The organism is Acidovorax sp. LjRoot118 (assembly GCF_964253575.1).
In the GTDB taxonomy this organism is placed as follows: domain Bacteria; phylum Pseudomonadota; class Gammaproteobacteria; order Burkholderiales; family Burkholderiaceae_C; genus Acidovorax.
In genome coordinates this window covers 5,175,193-5,190,388 of sequence record NZ_CAXURB020000001.1, presented here as the reverse complement: position 1 = coordinate 5,190,388, position 15,196 = coordinate 5,175,193, and the positions used below count along the sequence as shown (strand labels likewise).

General features: G+C 67.1%; 11 protein-coding genes. 6 read left to right on the top strand and 5 right to left on the bottom strand.

Annotation, left to right across the window (positions count from 1 at the left end):
- Positions 1-3: 3 nt before the first annotated feature.
- On the bottom strand, positions 4-741 hold the full coding sequence (locus ACSQ9E_RS24415; RefSeq protein WP_057205185.1) for a TetR/AcrR family transcriptional regulator: 738 nt from the start codon (positions 739-741) through the stop codon (positions 4-6).
- Positions 742-1,051: 310 nt separating this feature from the next.
- Here ACSQ9E_RS24415 and ACSQ9E_RS24410 point away from each other — a divergent pair, with 310 nt between their 5' ends.
- From ACSQ9E_RS24410 to ACSQ9E_RS24385, 6 genes are all read left to right on the top strand, one after another.
- Positions 1,052-2,401 (top strand): NAD(P)-dependent oxidoreductase, encoded by a 1,350-nt coding sequence (locus tag ACSQ9E_RS24410; protein ID WP_057205182.1) that lies wholly within the window; start codon positions 1,052-1,054, stop codon positions 2,399-2,401.
- A gap of 45 nt (positions 2,402-2,446) precedes the next feature.
- Positions 2,447-3,754 (top strand): NAD-dependent dihydropyrimidine dehydrogenase subunit PreA, encoded by a 1,308-nt coding sequence (gene preA / locus ACSQ9E_RS24405; RefSeq protein ID WP_057205180.1) that lies wholly within the window; start codon positions 2,447-2,449, stop codon positions 3,752-3,754.
- A gap of 195 nt (positions 3,755-3,949) precedes the next feature.
- Positions 3,950-5,407, top strand: coding sequence for an NCS1 family nucleobase:cation symporter-1 (locus ACSQ9E_RS24400; RefSeq protein ID WP_057205178.1), 1,458 nt, complete (start codon positions 3,950-3,952; stop codon positions 5,405-5,407).
- Between the two features lie 82 nt (positions 5,408-5,489).
- Entirely contained in the window at positions 5,490-6,941 is a 1,452-nt protein-coding gene (gene hydA, locus ACSQ9E_RS24395; protein ID WP_436219406.1) for a dihydropyrimidinase, read from the top strand.
- A gap of 22 nt (positions 6,942-6,963) precedes the next feature.
- Positions 6,964-8,220, top strand: coding sequence for a Zn-dependent hydrolase (locus ACSQ9E_RS24390; RefSeq protein ID WP_057205173.1), 1,257 nt, complete (start codon positions 6,964-6,966; stop codon positions 8,218-8,220).
- Between the two features lie 250 nt (positions 8,221-8,470).
- A complete protein-coding gene (locus ACSQ9E_RS24385; protein ID WP_436219405.1) occupies positions 8,471-9,994 on the top strand; it encodes a methyl-accepting chemotaxis protein in 1,524 nt (507 codons plus the stop codon).
- 57 nt (positions 9,995-10,051) lie between these two features.
- On the opposite strand, the gene ACSQ9E_RS24380 is transcribed toward ACSQ9E_RS24385, so the two are convergent.
- The 4 genes from ACSQ9E_RS24380 to ACSQ9E_RS24365 are packed head-to-tail and all read right to left on the bottom strand — an operon-like array spanning position 10,052 to position 14,905.
- On the bottom strand, positions 10,052-11,098 hold the full coding sequence (locus tag ACSQ9E_RS24380) for a bifunctional nicotinamide-nucleotide adenylyltransferase/Nudix hydroxylase (RefSeq protein ID WP_057205167.1): 1,047 nt from the start codon (positions 11,096-11,098) through the stop codon (positions 10,052-10,054).
- 13 nt (positions 11,099-11,111) lie between these two features.
- Positions 11,112-12,812, bottom strand: a complete 1,701-nt coding sequence (locus tag ACSQ9E_RS24375; protein ID WP_436176813.1) for an NAD+ synthase — start codon at positions 12,810-12,812, stop codon at positions 11,112-11,114.
- Between the two features lie 19 nt (positions 12,813-12,831).
- Complete coding sequence (gene pncB, locus ACSQ9E_RS24370; RefSeq protein ID WP_436219404.1) at positions 12,832-14,019, bottom strand: nicotinate phosphoribosyltransferase; 1,188 nt, start codon at positions 14,017-14,019, stop codon at positions 12,832-12,834.
- A gap of 31 nt (positions 14,020-14,050) precedes the next feature.
- Positions 14,051-14,905 (bottom strand): cysteine hydrolase, encoded by an 855-nt coding sequence (locus tag ACSQ9E_RS24365; protein WP_436219403.1) that lies wholly within the window; start codon positions 14,903-14,905, stop codon positions 14,051-14,053.
- Positions 14,906-15,196: the final 291 nt, after the last annotated feature.

The following is a 15,196-nucleotide window of genomic DNA, read 5'->3' as shown; positions in this document are numbered from 1 at the left end:
CCGTCAGTCTGCCCCGGGCGGGTTGTCCCGCGCCGCGTCAGGTTCCAGTGCCTTGATCACCATGCGGCAGATCAGCTCCTCGGCCTTGCCGTAGTCGCGCTCGGTCAGCGCCGGCTTGCCCAGCAGCAAGGCGAACTGGGCTTCCTGCTCGGCATAGGCCTGGGTCACCGACCAGATGATGAACATCAGGTGCGTGAAGTTGACGCGCGCGATGCGGCCCTCGCGCGCCCAGCGCTCGAAGGTGCGCACCTCGGCCTTGAGCAGCGGCCCCACCCGCGCGGCGATGGCCTTGCCATAGCGTGGTGCACCGGCAATCACCTCTTTGGTGAATACCTTTGCACCATTGGGGCGCTCGCGCGAGTAGCGCAGCTTGGCGCGGATGTAGCGGCGCAGTGCCTGCTGGGGGTCGTCGCTGTGCGATAGGTCTTCCATCCCCGCGAGCCATTGGGTCAGCACGTCGTCCAGCACGCGCTGGTACAGCGCTTCCTTGTTCGGGAAGTAGTACAGCAGGTTGTGCCGGCTGATGCCGATGGCTGCAGCGATGTTCTCCAGTGAGGCGCCCTCGAAGCCGAACTGCGCGAAATGGTTCTCCGCCTCGGTCAGGATGCCTTGCTCCTTGAGCAGGCGCGACGCGGTGGGCGCCTTGGCGGCGGTTTCCGCAGCGGGGGCGGTCGCCGGGGGGCTGGGGGCTTCCGGGCGCCGCCGGGCGGAGGCGGAGGGGGGCTGTCGGGCGTCGGTCATTGCACCATTGTGTGTCAATGTGGCTGGCAAAAGCCTGGCATGCGGCTTGCTGTAGGGATTTTACTAATTGGTAAATTTTTACTGGTTGGTAAATTCAACAGCCAGCAGGGCACCGGTGCAGCCAAAGCACCGGGCACCTGCAACCCCTAGCGAGGCCCACGATGAAACCTCCGGAATTTGCGGCTGCATGCCCTTGTGCATGCACTGTTTGCGCAGCCCCCTGCCGCCGTCCGTGCGGATCGGGCCACGCCGCTGCGTTGCCGGCGTGCAGCGCCCCTGCCCCCACCCTGACCCTGCCGGAGGAAATCTGATGGACACACCCGCAAGCCACGCCTGCGGCATTCATGCCGCACGCCTGAACCTGGCCGACTACGCCACCCGCTTCGGCGACGCCCACCCGCCGCTGACGCGCCCGCAGGCGCTGATCGAGGCCGAACGCTGCTACTACTGCCACGATGCGCCTTGCGCCACGGCCTGCCCCACGGGCATCGACATCCCCTCCTTCATCCACCGCATCGCGCAGGACAACAACCGGGGCGCCGCCCGCGCCATCCTGGAGGCCAACCCCCTGGGTGGCATGTGCGCCCGCGTCTGCCCCACCGAGGTGCTGTGCGAGCAGGCCTGCGTGCGCAACACCAATGAGGACAAGCCGGTCGAGATCGGCTCGCTGCAGCGCTACGCCACCGATGCCTTCTTCGCCAAGCCCGGTGCCCCGTTGTTCCAGCGTGCCGCATCCACCGGCAAGCGCATCGCCGTGGTCGGGGCCGGCCCCGCAGGCTTGGCCTGCGCCCACGGCCTGGCGGTGCGCGGCCACGACGTCGTGCTGTTCGACGCCCGCACCAAGCTCGGCGGCCTCAACGAATACGGGCTGGCCAGCTACAAGACCACCGGCAACTTCGCCCAGAAGGAAGTCGAGTGGCTGCTGTCGATTGGCGGCATCGAGGTGCGCACGCACCAGTTGCTGGGCCGCGACATGACCCTCGACAGCCTGCTGGCCAGCCACGACGCAGTGTTCCTCGGCCTGGGCCTGTCGGGCGTGAACGCCCTGGGCATCGCCGAGCCCACGGCCACCGGTGTGCGCAATGCCGTGGACTTCATTGCCGAGCTGCGCCAGACGGCTGACCTGTCAACCCTGCCCGTGGGGCGCAGCGTGGTCGTGATCGGCGGCGGCATGACGGCGGTGGATGCCGCCGTGCAGGCGCGCAAGCTCGGTGCCGAGGAGGTGACGATTGCCTACCGCCGCGGGGCCGAGAGCATGTCCGCCTCGCACGTCGAGCAGGAATGGGCGCAGACCAACGGCGTCACCATCCGCCACTTCGCTGCGCCCAAGGAGGTGCTCAGTGCCGATGGCGCTGTGACCGGGGTGCGCTTTGCCGCCACGGCACTGGAAGGCGGCCGGCTCATTGAAACCGGTGAGAACTTCGTGATCCCGGCCGACATGGTGCTCAAGGCCATTGGCCAGACCTATGTGCCCGAGCCCGTGGGCCAGGCCATCGCGCTCACCGGCGGGCGCATCGCTACCGACGCGGACGGCCGCACCAGCCTGGCCCGGGTGTGGGCCGGCGGCGACTGCCGGGCCGGGGGGCGCGACCTCACCGTGGAAGCCGTGGAGCACGGCAAGGTGGCCGCCATCTCGATCCACGCCGCACTGGCCGCCTGAGCGCCGTTCAGCCGCCATCACCGCACATCACCGGAGCACCACACCATGGCCGACATCCGCAGCAATTTTCTGGGCATCAGCAGCCCCAACCCCTTCTGGCTGGCCTCGGCGCCCCCCACCGACAAGGAAGTCAACGTCACCCGTGCCTTCGAGGCGGGCTGGGGCGGCGTGGTCTGGAAGACCCTGGGCGAGGACCCCTCGGTGGTCAACGTCAACGGCCCGCGCTACGCCACGCTGATGTCGCAGGACCGGCACGTGATCGGGCTGAACAACATCGAGCTGATCACCGACCGGCCGCTGCACACCAACCTCGAAGAGATCAAGCGCGTCAAGCGCAACTGGCCCGACCGGGCCATGATCGTCTCTCTCATGGTGCCCTGCGAGGAGCAGAGCTGGAAGAGCATCCTGCCCCTGGTCGAGGACACCGGGGCCGATGGCATCGAACTGAACTTCGGCTGCCCGCACGGCATGAGCGAGCGCGGCATGGGCGCCGCCGTGGGCCAGGTGCCCGAGTACATCCAGATGGTCACGGCCTGGTGCAAGCACTACAGCCGCCTGCCGGTGATCGTCAAGCTCACGCCCAACATCACCGACGTGCGCCACCCCGCGCGCGCGGCCAAGGCCGGTGGGGCCGATGCGGTGTCGCTGATCAACACCATCAACTCCATCATGGGCGTGGACCTGGACCGCATGACCATGAGCCCCAGCACCGACGGCTGGGGTTCGCACGGCGGCTACTGTGGCCCGGCCGTCAAGCCCATCGCCCTGAACATGGTGGCCGAGATCGCACGCGACGCGCAGACCGCCGGCCTGCCCATCAGCGGCATCGGCGGCATCACCACCTGGCGCGATGCGGCCGAGTACATCGCGCTGGGCTGCGGCACGGTGCAGGTGTGCACCGCGGCCATGGTGTACGGCTTCAAGATCGTGCAGGACATGTGCGACGGGCTGTCCAACTTCATGGACGAGCGCGGCTACAAGACCATTGAAGACTTTAAGGGCCAGGCCGTGCCCACCGTCAAGGACTGGAAGAACCTCAACCTCAACCACATCGACAAGGCCGTCATCAACCAGGACGCCTGCATCCAATGCGGCCGCTGCCACGTGGTCTGCGAGGACACCTCGCACCAGGCCATCACCTTCACCAAGGAGGGCGGCGTGCGCAAATTCGAGGTCAACGATGCCGAGTGCGTGGGCTGCAACCTGTGCGTCTCCATCTGCCCCGTGCCCGAGTGCATCACGCTGCGCAGCCTCGCGCCCGGCGAGGTGGATGCGCGCACGGGCAAGGTGGTCACAGGCGAGTACGCGAACTGGACGACCCACCCCAACAACCCCCAGCGGGTTGCTGCGTGATGCAGTGCCTGGCGGACAGCGCACCCCGGTGCTGCGCTGCATCTGGCGCAGTGCGCTGTGCGCCGGTAGCATCGCTCGCTTCCCCTGGAGCGTGAACTTGCTCCGTCCCGCCATCTGCCTCCCACCGGAACGCCGGATCCGGCAGCGGCTTGTGTGCAACCCCAAGAAGTAAATATTTCACAGAGGAGTAAAGGCATGAACCACAGTACCGGCAGCGCCGCCCATGGGGCGGGGCATCTGCCCGGCGCAGCGTCCAATCCGCTGGCCAACGAAGATCTGCTCCCCACCACGCAGGCGCAGCGCCACTGGGCGTGGAAGGACTATGCCGCCCTGTGGGTGGGCATGGTGGTCTGCGTGCCCACTTACACCATGGCCAGTTCCATGCTGGACCAGGGCTTCACCTGGCAGATGGCGGTGTGGCTGGTGTTTTTGGCCAATTGCATCGTGCTGATTCCCATGGTGCTCATCGGCCGCGTGGGGCCGCGCTACGGCGTGCCGTTCCCGGTGCTGGCGCGCGCCTCTTTCGGCGTCAAAGGCGCCAACCTGCCGGCCGTGCTGCGCGGGCTGGTGGCCTGCGGCTGGTTCTCCATCAACTGCTACTTCGGCGCGCTGGCGCTGCACGGCTTCCTGAACATCCTGGGCATGGGGCTCGCGGGGCCGGCCGACGGGCAGACCATCAGCACCTCGCAGTTCACGTGCTTCCTGGCGTTCTGGGCGGTGCACCTCTGGTTCATCTGGAAGGGGCCGGAATCCATCCGCTTGCTGGAGGTGATCGCCGCGCCGCTGATGGTGGGCGCCTCGTTGCTGCTGGTCGTGGTGCTGATGATGAAGGTGCCTGCAGGTCAGTTGTTCAACCTGCCCGCCAAGGTGGTGGAGGGCGGGCCCAAGACCTGGGCGGCGCTGACCGGGCTGGTGGGCTTCTGGGCTACGCTGGCCCTGAACATCCCCGACTTCACGCGCTTTGCGCGTTCGCAGAAGGACCAGGTCATCGGCCAGGCCATCGGCCTGCCCATTCCCATGGCCCTCTTCTCCATGGTGGGCGTCATCGGCTTCTCGGCCTCGGCCATCCTCTACGGCAAGGCGCAGCTGTTCCCTGACGGCCTGCTCACGCAGATGGGCAGCGTGGCCGCCGGCATCGGCCTGCTGGTCATCCTGCTGGCCAACCTGACCACCAACGTGGCGGCCAACCTGGTCTCGCCCTCGTACGACTTCAGCCAGATCGCGCCATCGAAGATCAGCTTTCGCATGGGAGGCATGATCGCCGCGCTCATCGGCCTCTTGTTCATGCCCTGGAAGCTGCTGGCCACCTCGGGCGGCTACCTGTTCACCTGGCTCGGCGGCTACGGCACGCTGCTGGGTGCCATCGCCGGCATCCTGCTGGTGGACTACTACCTGGTGCGCAAGGGCGAGCTCAAGGTGGACGACCTGTACCGCCGTGGTGGCGAATACGAGTACAGCAATGGCTGGAACATCCATGCGCTGGTCGCGTTCTTCCTGGGCGTGCTGCCCTGCCTGCCCGGTTACCTGGCGGTGTCGGGCGTGCTCGACAAGGGCTCCGTCCCGGGCCTGCTGCAGTCGCTGTTCGACTTTGGCTGGTTCTTCAGCCTGGCTGTCGCCGGCACCTACTACTACCTGACCGCGAAGAAGAAATGACGTCCTGCCCTGCAGCGGCCTCACCCGGCCTGCTGCGGGCCTGCGGCCTCGGCCACCCCAGCAACCCCTGAAGGAGAACCCCATGAGCCAAGCCCTTGTGATCCGCGGTGGCACCGTGGTCAATGCAGACCGCGAGCAGCGCGCAGACGTGCTGTGTGTGGATGGCCGCATCGTGGCCGTCGGGGAGGGGGCGGCCGCGCAGGCGCCTGCGGGCGCGCAGGTGCTCGACGCCAGCGGCCAGTACGTGCTGCCCGGCGGCATCGATCCGCACACCCACATGCAGCTGCCGTTCATGGGCACCGTCACCATGGACGACTTCTTCACCGGCACGGCCGCGGCCCTGGCGGGTGGCACCACGAGCATCATCGACTTCGTGATCCCCGACCCGCAGGAGTCGATCATGGACGCCTACCGCAAGTGGCGCGGCTGGGCCGAAAAATCCGCGGCCGACTACAGCTTCCACGTCGCCATCACCTGGTGGAGCGAGCAGGTGCGCGCCGACATGGGCACGCTGGTGCAGGAGGAGGGCGTGAACAGCTTCAAGCACTTCATGGCCTACAAGAACGCCATCATGTGCGACGACGAAACCCTGGTGAACAGCTTCAAGCGCGCGCTGGAGCTGGGCGCCATGCCCACGGTGCATGCCGAGAACGGCGAGCTCGTGTACCTGCTGCAGCAGGAGGTGGCCAAGATGGGCATCACCGGCCCTGAGGGCCATCCGCTGTCGCGCCCACCCATGGTCGAGGCCGAGGCCGCCAACCGCGCGATTGCGATTGCCGACGTGCTGGGGGTGCCCATTTACGTGGTGCATGTGAGCTGCATGGAATCGGCTGACGCCATTGCCCGTGCCCGCGCGCGCGGCCAGCGGGTGTATGGCGAAGTGCTGGCCGGCCATCTGTTGATCGACGACAGCGTGTACCGCGACCCCGACTTTGCCAAGGCCGCCGCCTATGTGATGAGCCCGCCGTTTCGCCCCAAAGGGCACCAGGAGGCGCTCTGGCGCGGTCTGCAGTCGGGCCAACTGCACACCACGGCGACGGACCACTGTACCTTTTGCGCCGCTCAGAAGGCCATGGGCAAGGAAAGCTTTGCCAAGATCCCCAACGGTACGGGCGGTGTGGAAGAGCGCATGGCCGCCATCTGGGATGGCGGCGTCAACACCGGGCGCTTGACGCCCAGCGAGTTCGTGGCCATCACCTCGGCCAACGCGGCCAAGCTGTTCAACATCTACCCGCGCAAGGGCTTCATCGGCGAGGGCGCCGACGCCGACCTGGTGCTGTGGGACCCCGAGGGCACCAAGACCTTCTCGGCCAAGACCCAGCACAGCAAGGGCGACTTCAACATCTTCGAGGGTCGCACCGTGCGCGGCATTCCGAGCCACACCGTGAGCCAGGGCCGCGTGGTGTACGCCAACGGCGACCTGCGCGCCGAGCAGGGCCAGGGCCTTTACCTCAAGCGCCCGGCCTTCGGCGCCAACTTCCAGGCCGTGCAAAAGCGCGCCCAGGACCTGGCACCCACTGCGGTGGCCCGCTGACAGAACCGATCCGGAGAACACCATGGACACCAAAGTCAAGACTGACATCGACAGCCTGCGCATCAACGGCGAGCGCCTGTGGGCCTCGCTCATGGAGCTGGCGCAGATCGGCGCCACGCCCAAGGGCGGCGTGTGCCGCCTGACGCTGACCGACTTGGACAAGCAGGGCCGCGACCTCGTCACGCGCTGGGCGCGCGAGGCCGGCATGGCGGTCACCATCGACCAGATCGGCAACGGCTTCATGCGCCGCCCGGGGCGCAACAACAGCCTGCCGCCCATCATGACCGGCAGCCACATCGACACCCAGCCCACGGGCGGCAAGTTCGATGGCAACTACGGCGTGCTGGCCGGCATCGAAGTGGTGCGTACTTTGAACGACCACGGCATCGAGACCGAGGCGCCGATCGAGGTGGCCTTCTGGACCAACGAAGAAGGCTCGCGCTTCGTGCCGGTGATGATGGGCTCGGGCGTGTTCGCCAAGGCCTTCACGCTGGAGCATGCCTACGCCGCCACCGATACCGAGGGCAAGACCGTCAAGGGCGAGCTCGAACGCATCGGCTACATCGGCGAGCAGGTACCAGGCGACCACCCCATCGGCGCCTACTTCGAGACCCATATCGAGCAGGGCCCGGTGCTGGAGGACCACGACAAGACCATCGGCGTGGTCACCGGCGTGCTCGGCATCCGCTGGTACGACTGCACCGTGACCGGCATGGAGGCCCATGCCGGCCCCACGCCCATGGCCCTGCGCAAGGATGCGCTGCAGGTCGCCACGCACCTGATGCAGGAGGTGGTGGCCTGCGCCCACCGCCACCCGCCGCACGGGCGCGGCACCGTGGGCATGGTGCACGTGCACCCCAACAGCCGCAACGTGATCCCGGGCCAGGTCAAGTTCAGCATCGACCTGCGCAACGCCACCGATGCGCTGTGCGAGAGCATGGACCAGGACATCCGCGCCGTGGCCGCCAAGCTCAGCGCCGACACCGGCCTGCCGATCGTGATCGAGCAGGTCTCGGCCTACCCGGCGCAGGTGTTCCACGCCGACTGCGTGGACGCCGTGGCGCGCGCTGCCGCCAAGCTGGGCTACTCCAACATGCCCGCCGTTTCGGGCGCGGGGCACGACGCCGTCTACATGGCGCGCCTGGCGCCCGCCGGCATGGTGTTCATTCCGTGCAAGGACGGTATCAGCCACAACGAGATCGAGGATGCCAAGCCCGAGCACATCACGGCCGGCTGCAATGTGCTGCTGCATGCCATGCTGGAGCGCGCAGGCACCTGAGCATGCCCACCCTCGCCGGCGTTGTGGCTGCGCGACACGCCGGGCGGGTTTTACATTTGTCGTTGGAGCGGGCCCCGGTGGGGGGCTGCCTGGCCTCCTGCCCCGGTGCCAGCGGCTTGCGCAGGCAGAGGCGCCTGCCGTGCAAATGTGACAAAACCGTGACAAATCGAGGGTTTGATTAAAAATTGGGCAGCACGGGTGTATCTTCTGGTTACGTCTTGTTCCGTATCCTGAGAGAGAAAGCCTGCCCATGAAATTGCGAACCCGAATCCTATGGCTGTGCGCGGCCACCCTGCTGGGCCTGGTCGTGCTCTCCGCCGTGGCCTTGACCACGCTGTACCAGTCGATGATGAAGGAGCGCACGGCGCAGCTGTCCAACCTGGTGGTGCTGGCCCATGCGGCGGCGCAAAGGGCCCATGACCAGGAAAAGAGCGGGGCCCTTTCCAAGGAGGACGCGCAGAAGGAAGCCAAGCGCAACATCGGCAGCTTCGTCGACAAGGACAAATACTTCTTCGTGCGGGGCTTCACCGACGACGTGAACTATGTGCACCCCAACCCCAAGCGCATCGGCATCGTCGATGAAAAGGGCGGCAAGGAAGCCGGCGTGCGCTACCGCGCCGCGTTGCAGGGCAAGACCATCGGTACGGTGATCGCCAAGGGCACGCGCCCCGGTGCCAAGGACGAGGTGGAAAAGCTCTACGCCATCATCAAGTTCGAGCCCTGGGACTGGACCATCGGCTTTGGCGACTACATCGACGACATCGACCAGGCCTTCTGGCGCAACACGGCCATCCTGCTGTCCATCGGCGCTGTGCTGATGCTCATCGTCGCGCTCATGGCCTGGCAGATGCTGCGCACGCTGGTGCACCAGCTCGGCGGCGAGCCGCAGTATGCGGCCGACGTGGTCACGCAGATCGCCGAGGGCAACCTGGCCGTGGAGGTCATCACCCAGCCAGGCGACCAGACCAGCATCCTGCACGCCATCCGCGCCATGCGCGACAACCTGGCCCACCTGGTGCGCCAGGTGCGCGACAGCACCGATTCGATCAACACCGCCTCGGCCGAGATCGCTGCCGGCAACGGCGACCTCTCGGGCCGCACCGAATCACAGGCGAGTGCCTTGCAGGAGACGGCGGCATCGATGGAGCAGCTGACCTCCACCGTGCAGCAGAACGCGGCCAACGCACGCCGCGCCGATGAGCTGGCGCGTGCTGCCTCCGACATGGCTGTGCGTGGTGGCGACGTGGTGCAGCAGGTGGTGGGCACCATGGGCTCCATCGACCAGTCCTCGCGCAAGATCGTGGACATCATCAGCGTCATTGACGGCATCGCCTTCCAGACCAACATCCTGGCGCTGAATGCCGCCGTGGAAGCGGCGCGCGCGGGTGAGCAGGGCCGTGGCTTTGCCGTGGTGGCCAGTGAAGTGCGCAGCCTGGCGCAGCGCAGTGCCGCCGCCGCCAAGGAGATCAAGGGCCTGATCGACGACTCCGTGGCCAAGGTCGGTGTGGGCACCCAGCTCGTGGAGCAGGCCGGCTCCACCATGCGCGAGGTGGTCGACGGTGTGAAGAACGTGACCACCATGGTGGCCGAGATCAGCGCTGCCAGCGCCGAGCAGAGCGCCGGCATCGCCCAGGTGAACCAGGCCATTTCGCAGATGGACCAGGGCACGCAGCAGAATGCCGCGCTGGTCGAGGAGGCCCTGGCGGCGGCCCAGTCGCTGAGCCAGCAGGCCGTGGCGTTGGCGCAGACCGTGGGGCAGTTCCGCGTGGCCTGATCCGGGGCAGGCCCTCACAAAGGCAGGGTTCGCCCTGCCTTTTTTCGTTTCCAGGTGCTATGCGGGCCGGGCGGAGCCGGTCAGCCCCAGAAAATGGTCCAGCATGTGGAAATGGTCCTCGAAGAACTCCTCTTCCATGCCCGCCAGTTCGGCAATCGGCGTCCACTGCACCTGCTGGGCGTCGTCATCGGCCTGCACGGTGGGGAACGGGGCCTGGCCCAGGTCGAAGTAGTGCGCATGCGTGAGCGTGCGCCCGCGCTGGCTGCGGTCGGGGTGGTCGAACACGGCCACGGATTGCAGCGCGGCGCGCATGGTGCCTTCGGGCAGCTTGCAGTGGGTCTCTTCCACCAGCTCGCGCAGGCACGACTGCCACACCGTCTCGCGCTGCTCGATGAAGCCGCCGGGCACGGCCAGTTGCCCCTTGCCTGGTGCATGGGCGCGGCGGATCAGCAGCACATGGTCCTGGCAGCGCAGCACGGCGTCCACGGTCACGAACACGGGCGGGTAGGGCGCTGCAGACCAGGCCTCGCGGTAGCGGCGCAGCATGCGCCATTCTTCCTGCAGCGCCTCGAAGTGTGGCGTCAGTGCAAAGCTTTCAAGAAAGTCCAGCGTGCTTGCAGGCATCTCACCCGCCAGATCGTCGAGCTCTGTGCGCACGGTGGTCGGCGTGGCGCCGAAGTAGGCGTCGCGGATGGCGGTGGCGTCGATGCGGCCCTGGCGCTCCATGTTGATCAATTCCCAACCTGGGAAGGCGCCCAGGTAGCTGCTGGTGGCGTCCTTGAAGTGGCCCACCAGGCCGATGCGGCCGGCCGCAGGCGCAATGCGGGCGACGCCCTCGCGCACAGCCTGCACCCACACGGCTTCGTTGTAGTAGTCGCGCACCGGCAGGACCTGCACACGGGCACGGTCGGCCTCGGGCAGGGCCTCGCGCAGCATCTGCTCGCGCTCGCCGGCAGTGAAGGGGTTCTTGGGCGAGCGGGCCTGCCAGGCCGAGCCCATGACCACGATGACCTGGCGCGCGCTGTCCAGCGCGTGCTGCAAAAGGGCCATGTGGCCCTGGTGGACGGGCTCGAAGCGGCCGATATAGAGGGCGGTGTCGTACATGGGGTGCATTGGATCAGACGTAGCGGGCAGCGATCGGCATCTGCCGCCCGCTGCCGAAGGCGCGCGCACGCACGCGCACGATGGGGGGCGCCTGGCGGCGCTTGTATTCGTTGCGGGCGACCATCATGCGCACGCGCTGCACTAGCGTGCGGCCGTCGTCACCCTGTTCGAGTTGCTGTACGAAGGCCAGGGCGGCATCGTACTCGGCAGGTGCCAGGCGGTCGCCCTCGATCAGCATCTTGAGGACCTCGTCGAGCACCGGGTAGGGCGGCAGGCTGTCCACGTCGCGCTGGTTGGGGGCCAGCTCGGCCGAGGGCTCCTTGTCGATGATGGCCTCGGGTATCAGCTCACGGCCCGCATGCGCGTTGATGTGGCGCGACAGGGCGAAGACCTCCGTCTTGTACAGGTCGCCAATCAGCCCCAGGCCACCGTTGGTGTCGCCGTACAGCGTGCAGTAGCCCACCGAGATCTCCGACTTGTTGCCCGTGGTGAGCAGCAGGTGGCCGAAGGCGTTGGAATACTCCATCAGCACCGTGCCGCGGATGCGCGCCTGCAGGTTCTCGAGCGGCAGGCCTTGCAGCACCTGACCAAAGCTAGCTTCGAACTGCTGCGCATAGACGGCCACCAGGTCGGCGATGGGGTGGGTAAGCAACTGCACGCCCAGGTTCTGGCACAGGGCCACCGAGTCGTCCACCGAGCCGCTGGATGAAAAGCGCGAGGGCATGGTGATGCCCACCACGTTCTCGGGGCCCAGCGCCTGGGCAGCGAGCGCCAGGGTGAGCGCGCTGTCGATGCCGCCCGAACTGCCCACCACCACCTGCTTGAAGCCGCAGCGCCGCGCATAGTCCGACAGGCCCAGCATGATCTGCTGGCGGTAGAACTCCATGGTGGGGAGGCCCTGCGCGGGCACGGGCTCGGGCGTCTCCCCTTCGGCGGTGAGGAAGCGCCCGTTGTCGAACTGCAGGGTGCGCACGTCCTCCACGAAACGCCGGGCCTCGAAGACGATGCCGGCCTCGGGCTCCACCGCGAACGATGCGCCGTCGAACACGATCTGGTCGTGCCCACCGATCTGGTTCACGTACAGGATGGGCAGGCCGTTGCGGCGCGAGGCGTCGCCAAAGATCTGGTGGCGCTGCTCGCGCTTGGCGATGTGGCTGGGGCTGGCGTTGATGCTCACCACCAGATCGGGCGCGGCATCGCGCATGCGGTCGAAGGGGTTGGTCGCGTAGTCGGCGCCACTGTCGTTCCAGCCGTCCTCGCAGATCAGCAGGCCCACCTGGGCATTGCCGATGCGCAGCACCTTGGCCACGTCGGGGCCTGGCTCGAAGTGGCGGCGTTCGTCGAAGATGTTGTAGGTGGGCAGGAGCTGCTTGGCATAGCGCAGGCGCACCTCGCCGGCTTGCAGCACCAGCAGGCTGTTGTGCAGCCGCTTGCCGGGCCCTTGCGCGGGCGTGGGCGCGCCCACCACCCAGTGCAGGCCGGGCAGCTCGGCCGATGCCTGCTGCAGCGCGGCCAGCCCGGCGGCCACGCGCTGCTGGAAGGCGCTTTCGTCGAGCATGTCGCCCGGGTAGTAGCCGCACAGCGCGAGCTCGGTGAAGACCACCAGATCGGCCTGCTCGCTGGCGGCCTGGCGCGCGGCGGCGACCATGCGCGCGACATTGCCTTCGATGTCGCCGACGGTGAAGTTGAGTTGGGCAAGGGTGATGCGGAGCATGGAAAATCCTCGGGATTGCTTACGCTTTCACGTTGAAAACCTGGCGGAGATAGGCAAGGAAGGTCTCATCGTCGCACAGCGTCTTGCCGGGCGTGTCCGACAGCTTGGCCACGGGCTGGCCGTTGGCGCGCGTGAGCTTCATCACGATGTTCAGCGGCGTCTGCCCCATGTCGTTGGTGAGGTTGGTGCCGATGCCGAAGCCCAGTTGCGTGCGGTCGCCGAAGTGCTGGTACAGCGCCAGGGCGCGCGGCAGGTCCAGCCCGTCGGAGAACACCAGGCGCTTGGTGTGTGCGTCGATGCGCAGGCGCGCATAGTGGGCCAGCGCCTTCTCGCCCCAGGCCACCGGGTCGCCCGAGTCGTGGCGCAGGCCATCGAACAGCTTGGCGAAGTACAGGTCGAAGTCGGCCAGGAAGGCGTCCATGCCCACGGTGTCGGTCAGCGCGATACCGAGGTCGCCCCGGTATTCCTGCACCCACTCTTCGAGGGCCGTGTTCTGGAAGTCGCGCAGCCGCACGCCCAGGGCCTGGTAGGTCTGCAGGTACTCGTGGGCCATGGTGCCGATGGGCACCAGGTTCAGGTCGCGCGCCAGCAGCACGTTGGATGTGCCCTTGAACCACTGCGGTGTTTCCTGGGCGAAGGTCTGCACCACCTCGCGCTGCCAGGCGCCGCTGTAGCGCCGGCGCAGGCCGAAGTCGAACAGCTCGAACGGGTGCTGCCGCGTGGCCTGCTGTGCCAGGTCCTTGAGTGTCTGCACCTTGGCGGCCAGGCGGCGGCGGCCTTCGGCGAGGGCCGCGTTGGGGTCAAAGCGGCGAAAGTACAGCTCGTTGACGATGGCCAGCACAAAGATCTCGAAGCCCATCACGTGCACCTGCGGGCCGCGTGCCACGATGTGCAACTGCCCGTCCTCGGCAGACGCCTCGATGAAATTGCGCTGGAACTGGAAGATGCGCAAAAAATCGATGAAGTCGCTCTTGATGTAGCGCAGCCCGCCCACGTAGGCCAGTTCGTCGGGCGCGAAACGCAGCGTGCACAGGTGGTCGAGTTCGGCGTTCACGTCGGCCAGCAGATCGGTGAGCGGGTAAGCGCTCTGGTTGCGGCAGACGAAGCGGTACTCGCTCTGCGTCTGCGGGTGGCCGTGCAGCAAGGCCTGCCACATGGTGAACTTGTAGAGGTCGGTATCGAGCAGGCTGTGGATGACGTGGCTCATGGTGGTTCCTCGGGAATGGGGTCGCTGGGGTCTAAAGGGCGTCGGTGCTCTGCGCCAGCCGCACACCCTGTGCGCGCATGGCATCGAGAAAGGCCGTGTGCTGCGCCTCGAAGCCGCCCACGGGGCTCATGCAGTCGGTCAGCAGGGTGATGCGCGCGGGCGCCCAGCCTGGCTGCAGCCGCGGCAGGTGCTGCACGATGTGTTCGGTGGTGGCGCGCACGCAGTGGCTGCTGGTCTCGCCGGCAATGAACAGCCGGTCGGCCGTGCCCAGCGCTGCAAGCAGGCGGGTGTTCAGGGCCGTGTCCGGGTCGCTCGCATCGGGCACCTCGGCTTGGATGGCGCTGTAGTGCTCGGTGAAGGGATTGGTGCCCTTGAACACGTTGCGCACCGCGCGCTGGCGTTGCAGCTGCCACTCGCCGCAGGCAGCCAGCACTTCGGCATGTATGCCATGGCCCCAACTGCCGATCTCGCAGTGCACGGGCCACACCATGTGGGTATAGCGGCCTTGCCGTTCTAGCGCGTCCAGGTACTGCAGGGTGCGCGGCAGCAGAGCACCATTGCGGGGCGCGAAGGCGCCGGCGCGCACCTGGGCTGCCGTGATGGGCGTGAACGCCGCCACGGCCCGCCCATCCGTCTGCTGCCAGTACCCGGGGTGGGCGATGTCGAACTGCTGGTGTGAATCGAGGGTGACGGTGATGCCGTCAAGCAGTGCACCGCAAGCACGAACGAAGGCGGCCGTGCGCTGCATGTCGGCATGGGCGCCCGCGACCGGCAGCGAGGGGGCGCTGCGCATGCCGGTGACCGGGTGGGCGGGTTGCCAGGCAGCGGGCAGGTCGCAGAAATCGTTTTGCGGGTCGATCACCAGAAGCTGGGTGGTGTGTGCCATGGTTCTTGTCCTTGTCTGTCGGTGGCGCCAGTGTAAATCAGTTAATTCAACCGTGAAACTAAGTTGTTGGAAGCCAATGGTGGATGCGTGGCCAGATGACCGGATTGCGCCCCAGGGTGGAGAGGGTGTTCCACCCAGCACGCCCCTGGGCGAATTTCATTGGACCGGGCGTGCAAAATCTGGCACAAACGAAAACTTTGTGTCTTGTTGCAATGGGCCTTTCGGTCCTGGGATGGGCACGACACCACCACGATGGGGTGCGCCGCGGCTGCCAAGGCTTGCTTGCCATCC

Coding starts and splice junctions, on each gene's coding strand:
- ACSQ9E_RS24365 (WP_436219403.1), bottom strand. CDS start 14,905: ATGGCACACACCACCCAGCTTCTGGTGATCGACCCGCAAAACGATTTC.
- preA (WP_057205180.1), top strand. CDS start 2,447: ATGGCCGACATCCGCAGCAATTTTCTGGGCATCAGCAGCCCCAACCCC.
- pncB (WP_436219404.1), bottom strand. CDS start 14,019: ATGAGCCACGTCATCCACAGCCTGCTCGATACCGACCTCTACAAGTTC.
- ACSQ9E_RS24410 (WP_057205182.1), top strand. CDS start 1,052: ATGGACACACCCGCAAGCCACGCCTGCGGCATTCATGCCGCACGCCTG.
- ACSQ9E_RS24380 (WP_057205167.1), bottom strand. CDS start 11,098: ATGTACGACACCGCCCTCTATATCGGCCGCTTCGAGCCCGTCCACCAG.
- ACSQ9E_RS24375 (WP_436176813.1), bottom strand. CDS start 12,812: ATGCTCCGCATCACCCTTGCCCAACTCAACTTCACCGTCGGCGACATC.
- hydA (WP_436219406.1), top strand. CDS start 5,490: ATGAGCCAAGCCCTTGTGATCCGCGGTGGCACCGTGGTCAATGCAGAC.
- ACSQ9E_RS24385 (WP_436219405.1), top strand. CDS start 8,471: ATGAAATTGCGAACCCGAATCCTATGGCTGTGCGCGGCCACCCTGCTG.
- ACSQ9E_RS24390 (WP_057205173.1), top strand. CDS start 6,964: ATGGACACCAAAGTCAAGACTGACATCGACAGCCTGCGCATCAACGGC.
- ACSQ9E_RS24415 (WP_057205185.1), bottom strand. CDS start 741: ATGACCGACGCCCGACAGCCCCCCTCCGCCTCCGCCCGGCGGCGCCCG.
- ACSQ9E_RS24400 (WP_057205178.1), top strand. CDS start 3,950: ATGAACCACAGTACCGGCAGCGCCGCCCATGGGGCGGGGCATCTGCCC.